This window comes from Accumulibacter sp., assembly GCF_032229525.1.
Taxonomy (GTDB): domain Bacteria; phylum Pseudomonadota; class Gammaproteobacteria; order Burkholderiales; family Rhodocyclaceae; genus Accumulibacter.
Window position 1 is genome coordinate 1 of record NZ_JAVTWB010000027.1, and the last position, 18764, is coordinate 18764.

The window sequence follows — 18764 nt, forward strand, 5'->3', positions numbered from 1 at the left end:
CCTTGCGGCGGCAGGACCTAAACCTGCTGCGTCTACCAATTTCGCCACCTGGGCATTGCCAGCCGAAAGGCTGGTCACAGGCAAGGCGCAAGCGGCTAGTCGATAGGCTCACCGATGCCGCTGCTCCATGCCAGAGCGGCATTTTAACCGCGACAACCCTATACTGTCAGCTGCCAAGAGCACTTCTGCGCCGTTGGCTTCATGCTCCCGCTCCAGAATGCCTGTCGATCACTACGAAAACTTCCCCGTTGCATCGCTGCTGCTCCCCCGACGCCTGCGCCGGCCGATCGAAACCATCTATCGATTTGCCCGCGGCGCCGACGATATCGCCGACGAAGGCGATGCCAGCGACGCCGAGCGCCTGCAGGGCCTCGCCGATTACCGCGACGAACTCGACCGCATCGAGCGCGGCGAGCGCCCTGCCACGCCAGCCTTCAGCGAATTGGCCCTGGTCATCGCCGAGTGGCAGCTACCGCTGCAGCTTTTCCGCGACCTGCTCGACGCTTTTGCGCAGGATGTGGTCAAGAAGCGCTACGCCGATTACCCGGAGTTGCTCGACTACTGCCGACGATCAGCCAATCCGGTGGGCCGCCTGCTGGTGCATCTGGCCGGCTGCGCCAACGAAGAGAACCTGCACCGTTCGGACTGCATCTGTACCGCGCTGCAGCTGGTGAATTTCTGGCAGGACGTCGCCATCGACTGGCAAAAAGACCGCGTTTATCTGCCGCAGGACGACCTCGCCCGCTTCGCGATTTCCGAAGCACAGATTGCGGCGGGGCGCTGCAATACGGAATGGACGGCGCTGCTCGCCTTCCAGACCGAGCGGACACAGGCCTTGATGCTGGACGGCGCAGCGCTGGTCCATCAACTGCCAGGCCGGATGGGCTGGGAAATACGGCTGACGGTGCAGGGCGGCCTGCGCATCCTGGAGAGGATTCGCCGCGCGCGTGGCGATGTCTTCCAGCAGCGGCCAAAGCTTGGGCCGGGCGACTGGTTGCGCATCGGCAGCCGCGCGCTGTTCATGTAGGACCGGCAAGCCAGGCAAGTCATGTGAGAATTACTGCCTGGGCCACACACACATCCCGAGATCGCGAATGACACCCGACGAATACTGCCAACAAAAAGCCGCCGCCAGCGGCTCCAGTTTCTACTACAGTTTCCTCTTCCTGCCGCAGAATCAGCGGCGGGCGATCACCGCGCTTTATGCCTTCTGCCGGGAAGTCGATGACGTCGTTGATGAATGCCAGGATCCACAAATCGCCGCCACCAAGCTGGCCTGGTGGCGCCAGGAGCTGAGCAGCGTCTACAGCGGCACGCCGCAGCATCCCGTGACGCAGGCGTTGCAGGCGGCCAGCACCGAGTTCAACCTGCCCGAGGAGCAGCTGCAGGAAATCATCGACGGCATGGAGATGGACCTGCAGCAGTCGCGTTACCTGGATTTCAAGGCGCTGTCGCTCTATTGCTACCGCGTCGCCAGCGTCGTCGGCCTGCTCGCGGCTGAAATCTTCGGCTATCAGGACCGCCGAACGCAGAAGTACGCGCACGATCTCGGCCTCGCTTTCCAGCTCACCAACATCATTCGCGACGTCGGCGAAGATGCGCGCATGGGGCGGATCTACCTGCCGATGGAGGATCTGCAGCGGTTCGAGGTGACCGCCGCCGACATCCTCAACGCCCGCCAGACCGACAACTTCCAGCGCTTGATGGCGTTCGAGATCGAACGCGCCGAGAGCTATTACACGCAGGCAATCGACGAACTGCCGGCCAGCGACCGCAGAGCGCAACGTCCCGGCCTGGTGATGGCGGCGATCTACCGCACGCTGCTGGGCGAAATCAAACGCGACGGCTGCCGGGTACTCGCCCAGCGCACCTCGCTGACGCCGATACGCAAGTTGTGGATCGCCTGGCGAACCTGGGTGCGTGGATGAGGGTGGCGGTCATCGGCGGCGGCTGGGCAGGTTTGTCAGCCGCCGTCGAACTGGCGAAAGCCGGAACGCGGGTAACGCTCTTCGAAGCGGCCAGGCAGCTCGGCGGACGAGCCCGCAGCGTCGAAATCCAGGGCCAGCGGCTGGACAACGGCCAGCACATCCTGATCGGTGCCTACAGCGAGACGCTGCGCCTGATGCAGGAAGTCGGCGCCGATCCTGATCGGCACCTCCGGCGCCTGCCGCTCCAACTCAGTTTCCCGGCCAGCCGGCCACACCCTTTCCGGCTACGCCTGCCACGCCTGCCGGCACCCTGGCACCTGGCGACAGGCTTGCTCATGGCGCAGGGCGCCAGCCTGGCGGAGAAGATCAGTGCCGCGCGCTTCATGCGTTTCCTGCAGGGCACTGGCTATTGCCTCGCTGCGGACTGCACGGTCGCCAGCTTGCTCGATCGCCATGGCCAACAGGGAAGCTTGCGCCGTCACCTGTGGGAACCCCTCTGCCTGGCGGCACTCAATACGGCGCCGCAAGAGGCCTCGGCGCGAATATTCGTCAACACCTTGCGCGACAGCCTCGGGGGGGGTCGTGCAGCAACCGACCTGCTGCTGCCCGCCGCCGACCTCGATCGCCTGTTCCCGGCAGCCGCTGCGGACTTCATCGCCGCGCGCGGCGGTGAAGTCCGCCTGTCGACACGTGTCCACTCGATCGACGCCAGCTTCACTGTCGCCGGCGAGCCATTCGACCGCATCATCCTCGCCGTCGGCCCCCAGCACGCGGCGACACTGCTCGCCCAGCAACAAGAAACCACTGCCGTCGCCCGGTTGCTCGCAGATTACCGCTTCGAGCCCATCGGCACCGTCTACTGTGGCTACCCGCCACACCTGCGCCTGCCTTTTCCGATGCTCGGGCTGAGTGCCCATGGCAGCGGGCAGATCGGCCAGTGGGTGTTCGACCGTGGCGCGCTATGCGGTACGCCTGGGGTAATGGCTTTCGTCCTCAGCGGCCACGGCGCCTGGGAGGCGTTCGACGACCGGTCACTGCTGACGGCGCTGGATGACGAACTCGCTGCCGCGCTGAACACCAGGTTGCCGGCCATGCTCTGGCATCGGGTGATCCGCGAACGGCGCGCGACCTTCTCCTGCCGCCCCAATCTGCTCCGCCCCAGCGCCAGAACCGCGCGGGCTGGCTTGTGGCTGGCGGGTGACTACGTTTGCGCCGACTATCCGGCCACGCTGGAAGCGGCCGTACGTAGTGGCCTCACCGCCGCTCGCGAGATCCTGCTCAGAGGCTGATCGCAGACTGACGACGTCACGCGGCGTTCGTCCATTCATCGATACGCGCCTGCGCGCATTCGACGGCACTCGCTGAAAAGAGATCACGGTGACGGACAATGACCACCTCGAACGCATAATCCTCGAGGCCCAGTGCCAGCAAGGCTTCGTGGCCGGTGGCCTCGGCCGGCCGAGCCACTGTTCGCTCGATGGCACCGATGATTCCATGGCGCTTGATCAACTGCCAGGTGCGCAGATCGCGTGTCGCCTTGCCGTTCCTGGCCGAGAGGACACTTTCGTAGGCATAAACCGCCTCCAGGCACTGCCGTTCGGGTTCCGTGCTGGCGCCGTATTTCTGCGCGCGCAGTTCGAGCGCTCGCTTGCGAGCCGCAATGGCCAGATCGGGGCGCCCGCGTTCCAGCACGTTCTTCTCGAACATGGCGCATTCTTCCGGGGTTTTGAGGTTTGCTACACGTTCAACCATGAGCGGCATGAGAACCTTTCCTATCGAGTTTGAGCTACTTTGGGTTACTGCCGGCGCGGAATGAAATCACGTATTCCCTTCCTTGGCGCCTTGCATCGTGGCCTGCTCGCTACGACTGTTTCGCCGCTGCAGGCCCTTGCCTACCAACCTCCTGCAACTGTCCGGCCTCCATCCGCAAGCGACGAGTGCAACGCGCGGCAATCTCCTCGTCATGGGTGACCAGAATCAGCGTGGTGCCGCTTTCGGCATTGATGGCGAACATCAGGTCGATCACCTGATGCCCGGTCACCGCGTCGAGATTGCCGGTCGGCTCGTCGGCAAGTACCAGCCGTGGTCCGGGCGCGAAGGCACGCGCCAGCGCAACGCGTTGCTGCTCACCGCCCGAGAGATGCTTCGGATAGTGCCGCAGACGATGCGCCAGGCCCACGCGCTGCAGCCAGTGCTCGGCCTCGGCGCGAGCATTGGCGGTGCCGGCAAGTTCGAGCGGCAGCATCACGTTTTCGATAGCATTCAGCGACGGCAGCAACTGAAACGTCTGGAAGACGAAACCCAACAGGCGGCCGCGCAATACGGCGCGCTGGTCCTCGTCGAGTCGACCCAGATGCTCGCCAGCCAGTATAACCGCACCGCCGCTCGGCTGGTCGAGGCCGGCCATCAGGCCAAGCAGCGTCGACTTGCCCGAGCCCGACGCGCCGACGATCGCCACCGTCTCCCCGGCCGCGACGACGAACGAAATCTGGTGCAGAATGGTCAACGGCTCGCCACCGTTATCAACACGTTTGTCCAGCTCGCGAACCTCTATCACCATTGATGCGTCTTGAACCATGCTCCGCTTCCTGAACTGCCGTTGTCTGCTGCTCGCCGGACTGCTGCTGCTCGCCCCAACGGTACAGGCGGCGCGCACCATACTGATTTTCGGTGACTCGCTGTCGGCGGGCTATGGAATTCGCCAGGATGCGGCCTGGCCAGCCTTGCTGGCCAAGCGCCTGCACGAGAAGAGTCTCGATTATAACGTCGTCAATGCCAGCATCTCGGGAGAAACCACCAGCGGTGGCCGCGCACGCATCGATGCGGCCCTGAGCAGGTACTCGCCGCAGGTCGTCGTCCTTGCTCTCGGCGCCAACGACGGCTTGCGCGGCCTGCCGCTGGCACAGCTGCGCGACAATCTCACCGCCATCGTCGCCAGTGCCCAGAGCAGGAAGGCGCGCGTACTGCTGGTCGGGCAGCGCGTGCCACCCAACTACGGTGCTTACGCGATCGGCTTTCACGACGTTTTCGGCGCCGTGGCCAGGGCCCGGAAGGCCGCCCTGGTGGACTTCCTGCTCGACGGGGTGGCCACGCAGCCGAAGCTGTTTCAGGCCGACAATCTGCATCCAACGGCCGAAGCGCAGCCGCTGCTGCTCGACAATGTCTGGCGTGGACTGGCCCCGCTGCTAGAATAGCGGGTTGCCATCGATCGGGTTGCCGCCGCATGAAAAATGACATCGCGACCGTCGAGCGGATCAGCGAGTTGCACTCGTTTGACGAGATCATCGACGTTCGCTCGCCCGCCGAATTCGCTGAGGACCACATCCCGGGATCGATCAACTGCCCGGTACTCGACAACCAGCAGCGGATCGAAATCGGCACCCTGTACAAGCAGGTCTCCCCGTTCGCGGCCAAGAAACTTGGCGCGGCGTACGTGTCCGAGAACATCGCCAGACATCTTCGCGCGCATTTTGTCGAGCGTCCGCGGAGCTGGCGGCCGCTGATCGTCTGCTGGCGTGGTGGTCAGCGCAGCGGCTCGATGACCTACGTCTTCCGGCGCATCGGCTGGGATGCGCAGCAGCTTGAAGGCGGCTACAAGACCTATCGCCGACTGGTGGTCGACAAGCTGGCCGAATTGCCGCGCCAACTTCGGTTCACCGTCATCTGTGGTGCCACCGGCAGCGCCAAGAGCCGCATCCTGCAGGCCATCGGGCGAATCGGCGAACAGGTGCTCGACCTCGAGGAACTCGCCTGTCACAAGGGCTCGGTGCTTGGCGTGCTGCCGGACTCGCCACAGCCATCACAGAAGATGTTCGAGTCGCGCCTGCTGACCGCGCTGCAGTCGCTGGACCCGCATCGGCCGGTCTATGTCGAGGCTGAAAGCCGCAAGATCGGTTCGCTGCAGGTGCCGGCAGCGCTGATCGAAACGATGCGTGCCAGCGACTGCCTCAATATCGAAGCGTCGTTCGACGCGCGTGTCGATTTCCTCCTGCGCGACTACGACTACTTCCTGGCCGCGCCCGAACGCTTGAATGCCTGCCTTCATCCGCTGCGCAATCTGCAGAGCACGGAAACGATCCAGCGCTGGCAGGACTACGCGCGCGATGGCCAGTGGCGGGACTTGGTGAGTGAACTACTGGCACTGCACTATGACCCGCTGTACAAGCGCTCGCAGACTCGCAACTACAGCGGCTTCTCGGCCCCGGCAAACTTCGTCAGCGATGATCTGACGCCCGCCGGCGTCGACACACTGGCGCTCGCCGTCTGCCGCAGATAGGCCGATAGTCAAAGGCAGGCGGCAACGGCACCCCGCGCGGCACACAGGCGCTGCACCATCGCCGGTCGCGGGATGTCGATCTGCCCCTCCTCGAAGGCGATCACCCGCCAGGCCCGCTGTTGCACCCAGCCAAGCATCTCCTGCGAGTGCAAGAGAAATTCAGGATTCGACGGTTTGCCGTAACGCTCATTGCCGACCATAAAGGTTTCGTAGATCAGCACGCCGGGGTCGGCGAGCGAATCCAGCAACTGCTCGATCCGCGGACGAAAGAGATAGTTGGTGACGACGATGCCGGCGAACGCGCGACCGCAGTAGGGCCAGACGCCAGCTTCGAGATCAGCCTGGAGCACCGACACCCGACGAAGACCCTGCACGGATGCCAAGGCCTGCGGATTCCGATCCACCGCTTCCACCTGGTGGCCGAGGCTGGCAAGCAGGCGGGAATGCCGACCTTCTCCACAGGCCAGATCAAGCACCTCGGACTGCTCGGGAAGCAGGCGGGCAAAGCGCTGCACCCACGGTGACGCAGGAGAATCAGCGGGAGAAATCGTCATACCGGGCTTTCCTTCCTTTATCATTGCGCGAAACTTTCGGAGATCAAAGCATGGCACAAGCACAGCAATCGGTGGTCGTCAGTGAGAACGGCCTGGGACCCTATCAACAAACCGTTCGCCTCGGCAAGCACACCCTGATTGCCGATGAACCGGTTTCGATGGGCGGCGAAGACGCCGGCCCCGAACCCTTCGACTTGCTGCTTGCCGGACTTGGCGCCTGCACCTCGATAACCCTGCGCATGTATGCCGAACGCAAACAATGGCCGCTGGCCGGGGTCAGCGTCGCGCTGACGCACGACCAGGTCGTCGTCGAAGGCGGTGGCAAGCTTGATCGCATTGCGAGGACCATCACCCTCGAAGGCGAGCTGACGACCGAGCAGCGCAACAGCTTACTGGCCATCGCCAACAAATGCCCAATGCACCGTACCCTGCAATCCGACACCCGCATTGACAGCATGCTCACCGACTGCCGCGAAGTCGCAACGGCCACCTAGGCGATGCCCTCGACCGCGCCACTTCACGCCACGCATCGAGCGGCGCTCCGGAGCACGCACAGGGACTCGCACGGCGTGCCAAATGTCACACAGCGGTCTCACCGGAAGGCCTCAATCTAGAGACTTGACGGGCCGTTTGTGGTAAATTGATGCAGTGCAACAATAACCTGTGCGGGGCATCTCGAACAAGAGGTGAATCTTTTCATGCTAGAACATCACTACCTCACCACCCTGTTTGAACCCAAGTCCGTTGCAGTCATCGGCGCCTCCGATCGGGAGAATTCGGTCGGTAACGTTCTGTTCAAGAACATCCTGAATTCCGGGTACAAAGGACGTCTCTACCCGGTCAACAAGGCGCACGAAACGGTGCAGGGGGTGCCGGCGCTGAAGTCGATCGAAGAGATCAGCGCTCGCGTCGAACTGGCCATCATCGTCACCAGACCACAGACGGTCCCGAAGATCATCGAGCAATGCGGGCGCAGCGGCGTCAAGAACGCGATCGTGATCACCTCGGGTTTCGCCGAAGCCGGTCATTCGGGTGCCGCGCTTGAGCGCAAGATGATGGAGATCGCCCGCAGTTACGGGGTCCGCCTCCTTGGCCCGAACTGTCTGGGTATCATTCGCCCCAATCTCGGCCTCAACGCCACCTTCGCCCGCGTCCACGCGCACCTCGGCAACCTGGCGCTGGTCGCCCAATCGGGCGCCATCTGCTCGGCCGTCCTCGACTGGGCAAGCAGCAACAACATCGGCTTTTCCAGCGTCATTTCGCTGGGCGGGACTGCCGATGTCGATTTCGGCGAAATCCTCGACTACCTGATCTACGACAATCACACTCATTACATCCTGCTTTACGTCGAAGGGATTCGCGACGCCCGCCGCTTCATGAGCGCGCTGCGCTCGGCGGCACGCATCAAGCCAATTATCCTGCTCAAGGCCGGTCGCCACGCCGGCGGGCTGGCGGCAATCGAGACCCACTCGGGCATGGCTGGTGGTTCGGACGTCGTTTTCGACGCCGCGGTCCGCCGTGCCGGCGTGGTACGCGTGAAGAACATCGGGCAATTGTTCTACGCTGCCAAGGCGCTGGCCTCGAAATTCCGCCCGCAGGGAAAACGCCTGGCGATCATTACCAACGGTGGCGGACCCGGCGCCATGGCGGCCGACCGTGCCGGCGATCTCGAGATTCCGCTCGCCGAGCTGTCACCCAGCACCATGCAGGCGCTCAACGCGGCCATGCCGCAGACCTGGTCGCAAAGGAATCCGGTCGACATCGAGGGCGATGCAACCCCGCAGCGTTATCACGACGCGATCCTTGCCGTCGCCGAGGACGATCAGGTTGACGGGGTGCTGGTAATGCTTTCGCCACAAGCAATGACCCAGCCGATGGAAGTCGCCAAAGCGGTGATCGACGTCGACCTGCTTACCGCCAAGCCGATTCTCACCTGCTGGATGGGCGAGGAACAGGTGCGCGAGGCACGCGGCATGCTGGAAGACGCCGGCATCCCTTCCTTCCGCATGCCGGAAACCGCGATCGAACTCTACTACCACATCTCCACCTACTACTGGAACCAGAAGCTCCTGCTGCAGACACCGGCCCCGTTGTCGAAAGATGCCCGCCCGGAGACCGAAGGTTCCAAGATGTTGATCGAGGCAGTGCTGCATGAGCGCCGCAAGCTGCTCTCGGAAATGGAATCGAAGGCCATCCTGCGTGCCTTCCGCATTCCGGTCGCACAAACCATGGTCGCCCACACGCCCACCGAATCGCTGCTGCTGGCCGAACAGATCGGCTTTCCGATCGCCATGAAGATCGATTCGCCTGACATCCTCCACAAGAGCGAGGTCGGCGGCGTACGGCTGAACATCACCAACGCACCGGCAGTTCGCAATGCCTATCACGACATAATCGAGACGGTGAAGAAGCGACATCCGACGGCGCGCATCCATGGCGTGTCGATCGAGCCGTACCTGGCCCGCCCGAACGGTCGCGAGCTGATGATCGGCATATCGCGCGACCCGATCTTCGGCCCGATCATCACCTTCGGTGCCGGCGGTGCGGAAGTGGAAGTTTTCAGCGACCGGGCGGTTGCCCTGCCGCCGCTCAACCGCTTCCTGGCGCGAGATCTGATCGCCTCGACGCGCGCCTCCAAATTGCTCGGTGAGTTCCGCAACATGCCACCGGTCAACCTCGAGGCCCTGGAAGACGTATTGCTGCACGTGTCGCAAATGATCTGCGAGCTGCCCTCGCTGCAGGAACTGGATTTGAATCCGCTGATCGTCGACGAGAACGGCGCCATCGCCGCTGACGCCCGCATCGTCATCGACTATGCCGCGCCGTCGGGAGATCGCTACTCGCACATGGCGATCCACCCCTACCCGGTTCATCTGATCCAGGACTGGGAACTTCCCGATGGCCGAGCAGTAACCATTCGCCCGATCCGCCCGGAAGATGCCGAACGCGAGCAGCAGTTCGTCATCGCGCTATCCGACGAAAGCAAGTACTACCGCTTCATGGACAGCATCCGCGAACTGACGCAGGCGATGCTGGTGCGCTTCACCCAGATCGACTACGACCGCGAAATGGCGCTGGTGGCGACCCTGCTCGACGCCGAGGGCAAGGAAGTTCAGATTGGTGTCGCCCGCTACGTCACCAACCCCGATGGCGAATCGGTCGAGTTTGCCCTGGCCATTGCCGATGAATGGCAGAAGCACGGCGTCGGCCGCAAACTGATGGGCGCGCTGATTGCCTGCGCCCGCGCCAAGGGTTATCGGACCGTCGTCGGTGATGTATTGTCGATGAATACCAAGATGTTCACGCTGATGACCAAACTTGGTTTCACCATCCACCCGCACCCCGACGACCCGGCCGTCAAGCGCGTGATCAAACCTTTGAGCAGCTAGGACCGCGAGCGGGTGACACGGGCAGGGCGCTCACCGGCAAGCGAGCTTGCCGCCTCGGCGCAGCCCGGGAGAAGCATGAGTCGGCGGAACCCAGCCCGCTCACTGATTCTCCTGCCGAGCAAACCCCTGCGGGTTTACTGCTGCTCGAAATTCACGTCGTAGGGATACGAACGATGTGTTTCGCTGGCTTCCCGGTAGGATTTCTGTTCGCTCAGGTCGACCTTCCGGTCCCAGAAGATGGCCCGGCCGCGGCGCTGATCCTCAAGCCACTCGGGGTGTTTGGCCAGCATTTCGCGCATGAATTTGGTGTGATCCGATTCGTACAAGGCCATCTGGCCTACCCCCAAAAGATAAAGACGTTGTCGCCGGCATAGCCGGCGAGGAAAGCCTGATTATACGCTCACGGAATGGCGGCATGCGCCCTGCCGGCGCCGGACAGCATGCCGCGGCATGGGGAAACTGGTTCGCGAGCTCAGTGGAGAACGATCGGACGCGCGGCGCCCGCACAATAGGTATCGAGCAGGGCATCGATAGACTCTTCGTCACGCTCGCTGGCCGGGATCTCGTCCAGCGTTCTGCGCAAGTCCCTGGCCACCGAGCCCTGGACAAACAGACTGCGGCTGGCGAGCTTGTCCACCAGTTCAAACCCCTCTTCCACGGGGTACGCGAGGATCGCGTAGTTGGCACTGTCGTAGACCAGGTTCATGAGCAACACTCCTTTTCCGCCACGGGCAAAGCCGGCACGACGGCGCCCGAATCATCGGCCGCAGCGCAACCGCTGTTGGGTGACCTGCGTAATGGCATCGCAACCACCTACGCCTTGTCGAAACGCATGATGCCGTTTTCACAAGCCACCCGGATAGTGTCTCCGGCGACGAAACGCCCTTCGAGAATCCCCTTCGCCAACGGGTTTTCGAGCTGCGACTGAATCGCGCGTTTCAGCGGACGCGCACCGTATACCGGGTCGAAGCCCGCTTCCGCAAGCTCCGAAAGCGCGCTGTCGGCCACTTCCAGCTTGAACTCCATCTGTGCCAGGCGCTTCTCGAGGTAAGCCAGCTGGATGGCGGCGATCGACTTGATGTGCTTTTCGTCGAGCGCATGGAAGACCACCACTTCGTCGATGCGGTTGATGAATTCCGGCCGGAAATAGCCCTTCACTTCACCCATTACCGCCAGCTTGATCACCTGATAATCATCGCCGGACATCTGCTGGATCATCTGCGAACCGAGGTTCGACGTCATGACGATCACCGTGTTCTTGAAATCCACGGTACGCCCGTGACCGTCGGTCATGCGGCCATCGTCGAGCACCTGCAGCAGCACGTTGAAGACATCGGGATGCGCTTTCTCGATTTCATCGAGCAGGATCACGCTGTACGGCTTGCGCCGCACGGCTTCGGTCAGGTGGCCGCCCTCCTCATAGCCCACGTAGCCCGGCGGCGCGCCAATCAGGCGCGACACCGAATGTTTTTCCATGAACTCGCTCATGTCGATGCGAATCAGGTGATCCTCGGAGTCGAAGAGGAATCCGGCCAGCGCCTTGCACAGTTCGGTCTTGCCGACACCGGTCGGGCCGAGAAACAGGAAGGAACCATACGGCCGGTTGGGATCGGCCAAGCCGGCGCGCGAGCGACGAATGGCGTCGGAGACGAGACGTACGGCCTCTTCCTGACCCACCACCCGCTGATGCAGGCGCTCTTCCATGAGCAGCAGTTTCTCGCGTTCGCCCTGCATCATTTTGGCGACCGGGATACCGGTGGCGCGCGCCACCACTTCGGCAATTTCCTCAACGCCGACCTGGGTGCGCAGCAGTTTGTTCTCCTGCGCGCCCTGGTTTGATTTTTCCGCCGCCTTCAACTGTGCCTCAAGCGGTGGCAACTTGCCGTATTGCAGCTCGGCCGCCTTGTCGAGCTTGCCCTCGCGTTGCAGGCGAGTGAGTTCGGCCTTGACCTTTTCGATCTCTTCCTTGATCTGTGCGCTGCCTTGCACCTGAGCCTTTTCGGCCTTCCAGATTTCCTCGAGGTCGTTGTACTCGCGGCCCAGCTTGAGGAGTTCATCCTCGATCAGCTGCATACGCTTCTTCGACGCCTCATCCTTCTCCTTGCGCACCGCTTCGCGCTCGATCTTGAGCTGGATCATGCGCCGGTCGAGCCGATCCATCACTTCCGGCTTGGAGTCGATCTCCATCTTGACCCGCGCCGCAGCCTCGTCGATCAGATCGATGGCCTTATCCGGCAGGAAACGATCGGTGATATAGCGATGCGACAACTCGGCAGCGGCGATGATCGCCGGATCGGTAATCGGCACGCCGTGGTGAAGCTCGTATTTCTCGCGCAGGCCACGCAGGATGGCGATCGTCGATTCAACCGTCGGTTCATCGACCAGCACTTTCTGGAAGCGGCGTTCGAGGGCGGCATCCTTTTCGACGTACTTGCGATACTCGTCGAGCGTCGTCGCGCCGACACAGTGCAGTTCGCCGCGCGCCAGTGCGGGTTTCAGCATGTTGCCGGCGTCGATCGCCCCCTCGGCCTTGCCGGCACCCACCATGGTGTGCAATTCGTCGATGAAGACGATGATCTTGCCCTCTTCCTGGGCGATCTCCTTCAATACCGCCTTCAGGCGCTCTTCGAACTCGCCACGGTACTTGGCCCCCGCCAGCAGCGCGGCCATGTCCAGACTGAGGACTTTCTTGCCCTTGAGCGTCTCCGGCACCTCGTCATTGACGATGCGCTGCGCCAGGCCTTCGACGATCGCCGTCTTGCCGACGCCGGGCTCGCCAATCAGCACTGGGTTGTTCTTGGTGCGTCGCTGCAGAATCTGGATCGCGCGACGAATCTCGTCGTCGCGGCCGATCACCGGGTCGAGCTTGCCTTGGCGGGCGCGGTCGGTCAGGTCGATGCAATACTTCGCCAGAGACTGGCGCTGCCCCTCGACGTCCTGAGTGTCGACACCCTGTCCGCCGCGTACCGAAGTCACCGCCTGCTCCAGAGACTTCTTGACCAGACCGTGCTGCTTGGCCAAACGACCGCATTCGCCTTTGTCGTCGCACAAACCGAGCAGGAACATCTCGGAGGCGATGAACTGGTCACCGCGCTTCTGCGCTTCCTTGTCGGCGAGATTGAGCAGGTTGGCCAGGTCACGGCCGACCTGCACCTCGCCACCGTGCCCCTCGATCTTCGGCAGGCGAGCAATCGCCTGGGCGAGCGCCGCCTTGAGCGCCGCCACATTGACTCCCGCCCGTGCCAGCAAGGGCGAAGTCGCACCGTCATCCTGCTGCAACAAGGCCAGCAGCAGGTGCTGGGGTTCGATCATCTGGTTGTCGTGGCCAACTGCCAGGCTTTGTGCATCGGCCAGAGCTTGCTGGAATTTGGTCGTCAGTTTTTCAAGACGCATGCTGCACCCCTCAGAAGAAGTATGTCCGTGCGCTGTAAGTGGGGGCGAGCGCTCACAATTCAACGCTCTTTTCTATCGCGGCTGGTCGGCCTGGCTATCCGTGACTGAAATCCGCGCTGCGCGTTTGAATCCCGGGCCTGCGCAGGCGGCCGGGTGATGGGGAATCAGCCCTGCCAGCGTTCGGCAGCCTGATCGTCGGCGGCGCGGGCATCAACCCAGCGCGCACCCGCCGACGTCATTTCACGCTTCCAGAACGGAGCGCGGGTTTTGAGATAGTCCATGATGAACTGGCAGGCAGCAAATACGTCGCCGCGATGCGACCCGGCAACCGCCACCAGGACGATCTGGTCGGTCGGCAACAGGCGACCGACGCGGTGGATCACCAGCGCATCGAGGATTGGCCAGCGCTGGCCCGCTTCGCTGACAATCGTTGCCAGCGCTTTTTCGGTCATCCCCGGATAGTGTTCGAGCGTCATTTCGGAGACGCCGACCCCGTCGTTCACATCCCGCACCAGGCCGACAAAGGATGCCAGAGCACCGATCTGTCGATTACCCTGGCGCAGCGCGGCCAGTTCGGCACCGACGTCGAAATCCGCCTCCTGCACGCGAACCGCCATCTCAGCCTCCCGTCACCGGGGGAAAGAAGGCTACTTCGTCCCCTGCACGCAGCGTCGAATCGGGCCTCGCCATCTCCTGATTGACTGCGTAGCGCAGGTTCCTGAGCGTCGTCAGTCTTGCCCATTGGCCACCGCGAGCGGCAAGAAACGCGATCAGACCGGCGACATCCACCACCCCGCCCGGCAGTTCCAGTTGCTCACTGCCCTGCCCCAGCGTTTCGCGCAAACCGGCAAAATAGAGAATCTTCAGCATCTTCGCCTCGCTCAAGCAAGCAACTCCGAGAATGGCACAAAGCGAACCATGTCGCCACGTCGGATCGCCTGTTGCGGCGGGTTGTCGATCAGGCCATCGCCCCACACTGCCGACGTCAGGACAGCCGAACCCTGGTTGGGAAAAAGATCGACGCCGCCCTCGGCATTGTTCCTGGCACGCAAAAACTCGCGCCGCGCGTCCGGCCGCAACCAGTCGAAATCGGCGCGCAGCAGGTAACTTTGCGGCGCCGTTCGACGGACACCCTGCATCTTCAGCAGGAAGGGACGCACCAGCATCAGGAAGGTGACGAAGCTCGACACCGGGTTCCCGGGCAGGCCGATGAACGCCACGTCGCGCCCGGCAGTCGCGACCCGGCCGAAAGCCAGCGGCTTGCCCGGCTTGATGGCGATCTTCCAGGTTTCGAGCCGACCTTCGGCCTCGACCGCCGCCCGGACGTGATCCTCTTCGCCGACGGAAACGCCGCCCGAGGTGAGAATCAGATCGTTATCCCGAGCCGCATCGCGCAGCGCCTGACGCGTCGCTGCCAGATCGTCGGCGACCTGGCCATGGTCACGCACTTCGCAACCCAGGCGCTCGAGCAGAGCGGTCAGCAGGAAACGGTTGGCGTTGTAGATCGTCCCTGCCTGCAGCGGCTCGCCCGGCATCCGCAGTTCGTCGCCGGTAAAGAAAACGGCTACCCGCAGGCGACGAAAGACAGGCAGGCAGGCGATCCCCACCGAAGCGGCCAGCGCCGTATCCTGCGGCCGCAGAAGTTGCCCGGCGGCGAGAATCTCGCTGCCCGTAGCAATGTCACTTCCGGCCCGGCGAATGTGCTCGCCCGCCTGTGGCAGGTGATTGATCAGTACCTCGCCGGCGGTGTGCTGGCAGAGTTCCTGCATCACCACGGCGTCGGCACCGGCGGGAATCGGCGCACCGGTGAAGATTCGCGCCGCCGTCCCCGGCTGCAAGCGGACGCCGACGCTACCCGCCGCGATGCGCTGCGCTACCGGAAGGGGCGTCGCCAGGCGGCGGACATCGGCAACCGCGACGGCGTAGCCGTCCATCGCCGAGTTGTCGAGCGGCGGCGAGTCGAGTGGCGCCAACTGCGCCCGGGCCAGCACCCGCCCGGCGGTCACCAGCGTCGGCAACGAGCACACCTCGGTAAGCGCCTTGGCGCCAGCCAGCAGGCCCGCCAGCGCCTCTTCAAAGGTCTGCATGCCTGGTTCCCCCAAGTTGGACGGTGTCGAGAACGAAACGGGTGATCGCCTCCGGATCATTTAAATCCAGTGACGCGAGAGCTGCAGCGAGCGCCGTCGGCAGGGCCTGGTCGCTGGCTACGGCGACGATCTGGGGATGGTCTGGCCACAGCGGCGGCTTGCCATTGGCCGGCCGATAGACTTCCAGTGTCGGGATTGCCTCGCCCTTGAAGCCCTCAACCAACACCAGGTCACAGGGCGAGAAATGCGCGATGTACTCGGCCAGCGACGGCTCCGGGGCACCGCGCAACTCGTTCATCAGAACCCAGCGCGAAGTGCTGGCCAGCAGCACCTCGCTCGCACCGGCCTGGCGATGACGAAAGGAGTCCTTGCCTGGCCGATCGATATCGAAATGGTGATGGGTGTGCTTGATCACCGCGACGCGCAGGCCACGCGCCGCAAGGCGTGGCAGCAGTTTTTCGAGCAGCGTCGTCTTGCCGGAACCGGAGTAGCCGGCGATACCGAAAACCTTCATTTACAGCTTCCCCGTTGATCCTGACAAGAGACCGGCAGCACCGCTGCGAAACCACCGCCCGGGGTCCGGAAGTTGGTCGTCTGGCCGCGATACAGGCGCGCCGAAACCAGCTGTACGGCGCCGCGATAAACGTAGTTGCGCAGATCCAGCTTGAAATCCTGCTCGACACCGTCGACCCGCAGGCGCCGCTCCGATGGAGCGACCACCGCCTGGGCGATGTAGCCCCCACGCGAGATCTCCTCGAAGACCCGCCGGGTCAGCTTGTCGCCACGATAGGCTGCCTTGCTGCCAAAACCTGCCGCCGGCTTGAAGAACCACTGCTTGCGACTGGCCCAGAAAGCCTGTGCCTGGGCCGGGACGACTTCCACCGTACGAGGAATGCTGCTTGCCAGCAACTGCCGCTGGTCTTTCCCGACACCGATCTGTGCCAGCCATTGCGCGTCGCCAAGGGCCGTGAGATTGCGTTTGTCGGCAAACAGCGCATGCATCTGCGGATGCGGGGTGAGGACCACGGCATCGGCCAGATACGCCGCGCGCAGGACCGCGTGCTGCGGCGCCTCGAGGGCGAAATCGGTCAGCCGGTTGTAGACCAGGTCGACCACCTCGCCGCGGCACGCCAGCCGCACACCGTCGAAGGAGAGCTCGGTCGGGTCGGCGACCATTGCGGCAATGCCATGTGCCTCGAACGACTGCCGGAAGAGCTCGAACTCGGGCGCCAGATACTGCTCGGTCGGCGACGCATCGACAATGGCAATGCGCGCCAGCGGGCGGGCAGGCGCTTCACCACGCGCCAGGCGCCATTCCTCGCGGAACATTGCGACGAAAGTCGCTTCGAGCGGCATCGGGGCAGGCAGCAAGCGCGCCACCGGCGCGCAGCAAGCGCGCTGGGCGCGCAACAGGCAGGCATTGAGCAAGGCGCCACCGGCATTCGAGTTGATCTCGATCAGCTGCGGGCCGTCAGGGCCGAGGTGAAAATCGTAACCGAGGAAGACCCCGGCGGCGGCCGGGGAATGGCGGGCGATCGATGGGGCATAGGAGAGGACCCGCTGACGATACGCCGGCAGCACCACCACCTCTTCAAGCGCCGCGATCGTGCGCGCCATGCGCAACAGGTGCTCTTCGCTGACAAAGACGACGCTATCGGAAAAAAGATGCGGCCGGGTGGCCAGCAGATCGGCGTGAGACACGGTCCCGTCGCCTTCCTCAAGGGCCTGTCGCAAGGACTGGTGGTCGACCGAGACACAGGCGCAGCCACGATTCAACCATTCGGCAGTGGCGCCGCAATCACCCGCCACCAGCTCGGCAAGGGCTTGGGGGCAAAGGTCGTCCATCAGCTTTCAGCGGCCGTTCGTGGTGCGAAAAAGGCCAGCGCTTCCTCGAGTTGGCGCGTTCTTTTCATCGGTGGCAGGCTGCGCCAGATACGCTTGCCGTAGGGCTTGCCGATCAGACGCGGGTCGCAGATCATCAACACGCCGCGGTCGCTTTCGTCGCGAATCAGGCGACCGGCACCCTGTTTGACATTGATCACCGTGCGCGGCAACTGGTACTCCATGAAGGCATTGCGACCCTCCCTGCGCAGTTTCTCGATCCGTGCCGACAACACCGGATCGTCGGGCGGGGCGAAGGGCAGCTTGTCGATCACCACCAGCGACAGCGCTTCGCCGCGCACGTCGACCCCCTCCCAGAAGCTCTGGCTACCAATCAGGATGGCGTTGCCGAGCCGGCGAAAGCGCTCGAGCAACTCGTTCTTGCTCCGTTCGCCCTGCAGCAACAAAGGCAGATCGAGTCCGGCGTGCTCGAGCTGTTCGGCGAGCAACTCGTGTGTCCGACGCATCGCGCGCAACGAGGTGCACAGGAAGAACGCCCGCCCGCCACTCGCCTTGAGCAGCGGAAAAGCGGCCTTGACGACGGCCTCGGAATAGCCCTGGCTGTTGGGGTCCGGCAAGTTCGGCGGCACGTAGAGCAAGGCCTGTCGCGGGTAGTCGAAGGGGCTTTCCCAGCGCGCCGAGTCGGCGCCGACCAGCCCCATCTCGGCGCAGTAGTGCGTGAAATCGTCCTGCACGGCGAGGGTTGCCGACGTGAAAATCCAGGCCCGCGGATGACCGCTCATCTGCTTCTGCATGATCTCGGCGATCATCAGCGGCGTCGCATTGAGCTGCAGCGTGTGCGTATAACTCTCGCCCCAGCGCACGAAGTCGGCATTGGCTCCGCTCTGCCAGCTTTGCAGCCGGGTGAGAAGCTCGCCGGCGCGCCGCCAGCAGCTCTCCAGCCCCTCGGAACGCTGCGCCTGCGTCGCCAGCAGCGTGGCAAGGGCTGCGAGTTCGCTGACCACGTCGGCAACGCGCTCGGCGAAACCCGCGCGTCCTTCGAGTTGCAGCAGCGCGAAGCGGGCCGGCTCGACCGGCAGGGTCAACCGCAGATCGCGCACCGCTTTCTCGAGGGCGTCGCAGAGGCCGGGAAGGTCCAGGCAGTCACGCGCCGACGCCAGACCGGCGAGCTGCGTATCACGGCCCAGTTCGAGCAGCTGTGCGGTCGACACGCTTTCCCCAAAGAACAGGCTGGCGACTTCGGGCAGTTGATGTGCTTCGTCGAAAATCACCGCATTGCAGGCGGGCAGGAGTTC

Annotated in this window: 19 protein-coding genes; 7 read left to right on the top strand and 12 right to left on the bottom strand. The window is 63.6% G+C overall.

Annotation, left to right across the window (positions count from 1 at the left end; translation table 11 throughout):
- The first annotated feature begins 217 nt into the window (after positions 1–217).
- The 3 genes from hpnC (at position 218) to hpnE (ending at position 3217) form a co-directional block, all read left to right on the top strand.
- A complete protein-coding gene (gene hpnC / locus RUW20_RS02020) occupies positions 218–1027 on the top strand; it encodes a squalene synthase HpnC (RefSeq protein WP_313950523.1) in 810 nt (269 codons plus the stop codon).
- Positions 1028–1094: 67 nt separating this feature from the next.
- Positions 1095–1928, top strand: a complete 834-nt coding sequence (gene hpnD, locus RUW20_RS02025) for a presqualene diphosphate synthase HpnD (protein WP_313950524.1) — start codon at positions 1095–1097, stop codon at positions 1926–1928.
- Positions 1925–3217, top strand: coding sequence for a hydroxysqualene dehydroxylase HpnE (gene hpnE / locus RUW20_RS02030; protein WP_313950525.1), 1293 nt, complete (start codon positions 1925–1927; stop codon positions 3215–3217). The genes hpnD and hpnE overlap by 4 nt, the downstream gene beginning before the upstream one ends.
- Before the next feature lie 16 nt (positions 3218–3233).
- Here hpnE and RUW20_RS02035 read toward each other — a convergent pair whose 3' ends face one another.
- A complete protein-coding gene (locus RUW20_RS02035; protein WP_313950526.1) occupies positions 3234–3689 on the bottom strand; it encodes a hypothetical protein in 456 nt (151 codons plus the stop codon).
- A 100-nt stretch (positions 3690–3789) separates the two neighbouring features.
- Positions 3790–4506 carry an ABC transporter ATP-binding protein gene (locus tag RUW20_RS02040; RefSeq protein WP_313950527.1) on the bottom strand — a complete coding sequence of 239 codons (717 nt, stop codon included), beginning with the start codon at positions 4504–4506 and terminating at the stop codon, positions 3790–3792.
- Between RUW20_RS02040 and RUW20_RS02045 the strand changes: the two genes are divergently transcribed.
- On the top strand, positions 4505–5122 hold the full coding sequence (locus RUW20_RS02045; RefSeq protein ID WP_313950528.1) for an arylesterase: 618 nt from the start codon (positions 4505–4507) through the stop codon (positions 5120–5122). The two genes, RUW20_RS02040 and RUW20_RS02045, sit on opposite strands and share 2 nt — an antisense overlap.
- 29 nt (positions 5123–5151) lie before the next feature.
- On the top strand, positions 5152–6204 hold the full coding sequence (gene mnmH, locus RUW20_RS02050; RefSeq protein WP_313950529.1) for a tRNA 2-selenouridine(34) synthase MnmH: 1053 nt from the start codon (positions 5152–5154) through the stop codon (positions 6202–6204).
- Positions 6205–6212: 8 nt separating this feature from the next.
- Here the strand turns inward: mnmH and RUW20_RS02055 are convergent, their stop codons facing one another.
- Positions 6213–6758, bottom strand: coding sequence for a class I SAM-dependent methyltransferase (locus RUW20_RS02055; protein ID WP_313950530.1), 546 nt, complete (start codon positions 6756–6758; stop codon positions 6213–6215).
- 50 nt (positions 6759–6808) lie between these two features.
- Between RUW20_RS02055 and RUW20_RS02060 the strand changes: the two genes are divergently transcribed.
- Both RUW20_RS02060 and RUW20_RS02065 read left to right on the top strand, forming a co-directional pair.
- A complete protein-coding gene (locus RUW20_RS02060; protein ID WP_313950531.1) occupies positions 6809–7252 on the top strand; it encodes an OsmC family protein in 444 nt (147 codons plus the stop codon).
- 204 nt (positions 7253–7456) lie between these two features.
- Positions 7457–10147 (top strand): bifunctional acetate--CoA ligase family protein/GNAT family N-acetyltransferase, encoded by a 2691-nt coding sequence (locus RUW20_RS02065; protein ID WP_313950532.1) that lies wholly within the window; start codon positions 7457–7459, stop codon positions 10145–10147.
- Between the two features lie 134 nt (positions 10148–10281).
- On the opposite strand, the gene RUW20_RS02070 is transcribed toward RUW20_RS02065, so the two are convergent.
- From RUW20_RS02070 to RUW20_RS02110, 9 genes are all read right to left on the bottom strand, one after another.
- The gene (locus RUW20_RS02070; protein WP_313950533.1) at positions 10282–10479 is read right to left on the bottom strand and encodes a DUF3460 family protein; all 198 of its coding nucleotides are present in this window, start codon (positions 10477–10479) and stop codon (positions 10282–10284) included.
- Positions 10480–10619: 140 nt separating this feature from the next.
- Positions 10620–10853, bottom strand: a complete 234-nt coding sequence (locus RUW20_RS02075; protein ID WP_313950534.1) for a DUF3567 family protein — start codon at positions 10851–10853, stop codon at positions 10620–10622.
- 107 nt (positions 10854–10960) lie between these two features.
- Complete coding sequence (gene clpB, locus RUW20_RS02080; RefSeq protein WP_313950535.1) at positions 10961–13540, bottom strand: ATP-dependent chaperone ClpB; 2580 nt, start codon at positions 13538–13540, stop codon at positions 10961–10963.
- Positions 13541–13704: 164 nt separating this feature from the next.
- Complete coding sequence (gene moaE, locus RUW20_RS02085) at positions 13705–14157, bottom strand: molybdopterin synthase catalytic subunit MoaE (protein WP_313950536.1); 453 nt, start codon at positions 14155–14157, stop codon at positions 13705–13707.
- 1 nt (position 14158) lies between these two features.
- Complete coding sequence (moaD, locus tag RUW20_RS02090) at positions 14159–14410, bottom strand: molybdopterin converting factor subunit 1 (protein ID WP_313950541.1); 252 nt, start codon at positions 14408–14410, stop codon at positions 14159–14161.
- 11 nt (positions 14411–14421) lie between these two features.
- Positions 14422–15627 carry a gephyrin-like molybdotransferase Glp gene (gene glp / locus RUW20_RS02095; RefSeq protein WP_313950537.1) on the bottom strand — a complete coding sequence of 402 codons (1206 nt, stop codon included), beginning with the start codon at positions 15625–15627 and terminating at the stop codon, positions 14422–14424.
- Entirely contained in the window at positions 15614–16141 is a 528-nt protein-coding gene (mobB, locus tag RUW20_RS02100; protein ID WP_313950538.1) for a molybdopterin-guanine dinucleotide biosynthesis protein B, read from the bottom strand. Before mobB ends, glp begins: the two co-directional genes overlap by 14 nt.
- Positions 16138–17472: a hypothetical protein gene (locus RUW20_RS02105; RefSeq protein WP_313950539.1), complete on the bottom strand. Its 1335-nt coding sequence runs from the start codon at positions 17470–17472 to the stop codon at positions 16138–16140. Before RUW20_RS02105 ends, mobB begins: the two co-directional genes overlap by 4 nt.
- A partial coding sequence (locus RUW20_RS02110) for an ATP-dependent DNA helicase (RefSeq protein WP_313950540.1) occupies positions 17472–18764 on the bottom strand: 1293 nt, incomplete at its 5' end. The genes RUW20_RS02105 and RUW20_RS02110, both read right to left, overlap by 1 nt.

What these genes read in the sequence shown, in the direction of transcription:
- moaE (WP_313950536.1), bottom strand. Translation starts at nt 14,157, where the DNA reads ATGGCGGTTCGCGTGCAGGAGGCGGATTTCGACGTCGGTGCCGAACTG.
- hpnD (WP_313950524.1), top strand. Translation starts at nt 1,095, where the DNA reads ATGACACCCGACGAATACTGCCAACAAAAAGCCGCCGCCAGCGGCTCC.
- mobB (WP_313950538.1), bottom strand. Translation starts at nt 16,141, where the DNA reads ATGAAGGTTTTCGGTATCGCCGGCTACTCCGGTTCCGGCAAGACGACG.
- mnmH (WP_313950529.1), top strand. Translation starts at nt 5,152, where the DNA reads ATGAAAAATGACATCGCGACCGTCGAGCGGATCAGCGAGTTGCACTCG.
- RUW20_RS02070 (WP_313950533.1), bottom strand. Translation starts at nt 10,479, where the DNA reads ATGGCCTTGTACGAATCGGATCACACCAAATTCATGCGCGAAATGCTG.
- RUW20_RS02055 (WP_313950530.1), bottom strand. Translation starts at nt 6,758, where the DNA reads ATGACGATTTCTCCCGCTGATTCTCCTGCGTCACCGTGGGTGCAGCGC.
- RUW20_RS02060 (WP_313950531.1), top strand. Translation starts at nt 6,809, where the DNA reads ATGGCACAAGCACAGCAATCGGTGGTCGTCAGTGAGAACGGCCTGGGA.
- glp (WP_313950537.1), bottom strand. Translation starts at nt 15,627, where the DNA reads ATGCAGACCTTTGAAGAGGCGCTGGCGGGCCTGCTGGCTGGCGCCAAG.
- hpnE (WP_313950525.1), top strand. Translation starts at nt 1,925, where the DNA reads ATGAGGGTGGCGGTCATCGGCGGCGGCTGGGCAGGTTTGTCAGCCGCC.
- clpB (WP_313950535.1), bottom strand. Translation starts at nt 13,540, where the DNA reads ATGCGTCTTGAAAAACTGACGACCAAATTCCAGCAAGCTCTGGCCGAT.
- hpnC (WP_313950523.1), top strand. Translation starts at nt 218, where the DNA reads ATGCCTGTCGATCACTACGAAAACTTCCCCGTTGCATCGCTGCTGCTC.
- RUW20_RS02065 (WP_313950532.1), top strand. Translation starts at nt 7,457, where the DNA reads ATGCTAGAACATCACTACCTCACCACCCTGTTTGAACCCAAGTCCGTT.
- RUW20_RS02040 (WP_313950527.1), bottom strand. Translation starts at nt 4,506, where the DNA reads ATGGTTCAAGACGCATCAATGGTGATAGAGGTTCGCGAGCTGGACAAA.
- RUW20_RS02035 (WP_313950526.1), bottom strand. Translation starts at nt 3,689, where the DNA reads ATGCCGCTCATGGTTGAACGTGTAGCAAACCTCAAAACCCCGGAAGAA.
- RUW20_RS02105 (WP_313950539.1), bottom strand. Translation starts at nt 17,472, where the DNA reads ATGGACGACCTTTGCCCCCAAGCCCTTGCCGAGCTGGTGGCGGGTGAT.
- RUW20_RS02075 (WP_313950534.1), bottom strand. Translation starts at nt 10,853, where the DNA reads ATGAACCTGGTCTACGACAGTGCCAACTACGCGATCCTCGCGTACCCC.
- RUW20_RS02045 (WP_313950528.1), top strand. Translation starts at nt 4,505, where the DNA reads ATGCTCCGCTTCCTGAACTGCCGTTGTCTGCTGCTCGCCGGACTGCTG.
- moaD (WP_313950541.1), bottom strand. Translation starts at nt 14,410, where the DNA reads ATGCTGAAGATTCTCTATTTTGCCGGTTTGCGCGAAACGCTGGGGCAG.